Below are 2,546 nucleotides of genomic sequence, written 5' to 3' on the forward strand. Positions count from 1 at the left end.
TCTTTAAACCTTTAATTAATGACTGATGCCGATATCCCTAACCCGAGTTAGCGGATACGCACACGCTTTTTATCACTCACGATTTTTTTCAGTTCAGCTTTGAGTGCGTCTACAAACTGATCCACTGATTCTTCTGTTTCCAGATAGACACTACTTGAGCTTTTGCTGTAAATGCTGGCGACATCAACTTCGACAACAGGTTTCGGTGGCACTACGGCTGTCACAGACTGTACCGGACTCGCAGCAGGTGTTGATGTAACTGGGCTGGCTGTAGTTGCTGAACTCGCCACACTCTCGGCTTTGCTCTGAGCCAGTTGTGCCGCTTTGGCCTGACGCTGGATTTCCGCCTGAACTTCGCTTTCCAACTCATACAAGGCTTCATCAAAACGCTCGACGCTGGTTTGAGTTTGCAACATATAGATGGTGGACAGGCTAGTTTCCACTTCAATATCCGTTTTCAGCAGTTGTAGTGGGCGTAATAGCTTGTTACTCAGCTCAGCGGTGGCAATACCACTGTTTTTAATCTCGGCTTCTAACTGTTTGATCTTGTCATCAATGTGTTCTATCGCCTGATTGCGCTTCTCAGTCAACAATTGCTCATTGACGCTTTCCACTGTACGAACCAAATCAGCCACTTTATTTAACAGACCATAGGGCGATTCAAGGGTGGAAATGCGATGTAATTCAGAGAGGGCTTTTTTTGCCACCTCATCACTGCCCAGCGCCTGTTTGTTTTTCTCAAAATGACGTAAGGCCTGTTGCAGTTGTTGCCAGCTTGGCATCTGGTTGCTGAAGAATTCATGAATATCACGATAATCTTCTTCCAGATCCAGATAGTCGTCCTTGTTCTCGACCACGGCCTTAAAGAAATCGAAGCTGTCGCTATTCGCCAGCAGACGTTCCAAAGTCAGAATAGACTTTTCAATCACTTTCTTACCCGGGAACTGCCCAACATCAGTTTTACTCTTATACGACTTAAAGTTGGCTAACCAAGTCTTAAGATGCTGCAAATAGAATTCAAATAGCTCTTTCTCAGTCGCTGGTCCCATCGCCGAGAACAGTTCTTGGGTGAGTTGGCGTGCCTGTTTCAATACCTGATCATCAGTCTGGCGTTTTTTAATGATCGACACATCACGGCGACGGCGGCTGTTTTGTAAAGGCTCAAAGGCATCTTTTAACTGTAAGCTGCCGCCATTTAACTGTAGTGAAATCCGCCCCATCGCAGCCAGCTGACCCACCAACAGTAAAATCTCGGCATCTGGCCAGCCATAAGGACGTTTGGCAAAACGATCCACCACATCTGACACCAGAATACGCTCTGTACCGGTGGCCCGTAGTGCAATGTACTGCTCCACTTCCTGTAGGGCTTTGGGATTGCTCTGACCGCCATCCAGAGACAATCCGAGCTGCGCCATATCATCCACAGTCAAGACGGCGTTCAGTTCACGCCAGGCATCCTGCTGATAGACCTGCAGATAGCTCAGTTTGGTATAAGTGTTTTCCAGCAAATAACGACAAGCCTCATCCAGCTTGGTGGTTGGACTTGAAGATGAAAGTTGTAGATGTTGACCCAAGGCATAACTTTCCGCGTCCAGCAACATTTCTTCGACCCGGACACGCAGGCGTTTTTTACGCTCCTGGTTCTCACGGCCACGGTCTGCCAGGATACGGGTGATATCGGACTGAGTGCCATCATCATTTAACCGAATAAATTTATTGGTTTTCAGCCAGGTGCGCAGTTCATTAAAGAACTGTTTATCGTCTGCCAGTTTAAACAGGACTTGTCCTTCGGCCTGAGTACTTTTACCAATACAGTAAGCTTCAGTATAGAGGTTGTATTCCGTATCCAGCGGAGAAATGATTTCAACTTTCAAATCGCTCTCATACTTGCCATCCAGGCTATGACCATCCAGAAAACGACCAATCTGATAGTCCATCTTGTTGGCTTGATGGCGGTATTTGTTCTGATCGCGCAGTAAATCTTTAAAGATCAGGTTGGCTAACTCTTTATTTTCTTCTGAAGCCGCTAAGTCTGTGGCTTTAATTTTTCGGGTAATATCCCGCTCTTCATTGGTTAGGAACAGGAACTCATCACCATTCCTAGTAATCAGGCTCTCTTTTTCCAGACGCTGCAGGCTCTCTTCAATCCGCTTGCGCAATGCCAGCTTATCTTCATCAATTTTCTCAATCGACAAAGTCACCAGGTTATCCAGCGTACCTTTGATGATATCGACATAGCGGATCATGAACAGGGTACGCAGCATCTGCACATCAAAACCATCCAGGGTCTTATTCTGCCCTGCCTGGTCGATGGTACGCTTCACTGCTGTATCCAGAAATCCTTCCACTGAAGTATAGAAGCGGTGGAAAGGAACCAGGGCACCGACTTCATCTGTAGCAATCGCATTCGCGGCCATCTGGAACGCATCCAACATGGACCGTTCACCATAGGCCAGGTGTGCACCGGTCGCACCGACCTTACGGATTTCTTCAAATACTTTTTGTACCAGCTGAAAATGGTACGGCGCAAAAGGATAGTTATGGAT

The 2,546-nt window shown here is 46.9% G+C and carries 1 protein-coding gene; it reads right to left on the reverse strand.

Annotation, left to right across the window (positions count from 1 at the left end; all coding sequences use genetic code 11):
• Positions 1 to 47: 47 nt before the first annotated feature.
• Positions 48 to 2,546 (reverse strand): BREX system P-loop protein BrxC (brxC, locus tag FTT94_RS16350; RefSeq protein WP_180171123.1); only part of this gene is annotated, 2,499 nt, incomplete at its 5' end.

This window comes from Acinetobacter sp. YH12027, from assembly GCF_013420085.1.
Taxonomy (GTDB): domain Bacteria; phylum Pseudomonadota; class Gammaproteobacteria; order Pseudomonadales; family Moraxellaceae; genus Acinetobacter; species Acinetobacter amyesii.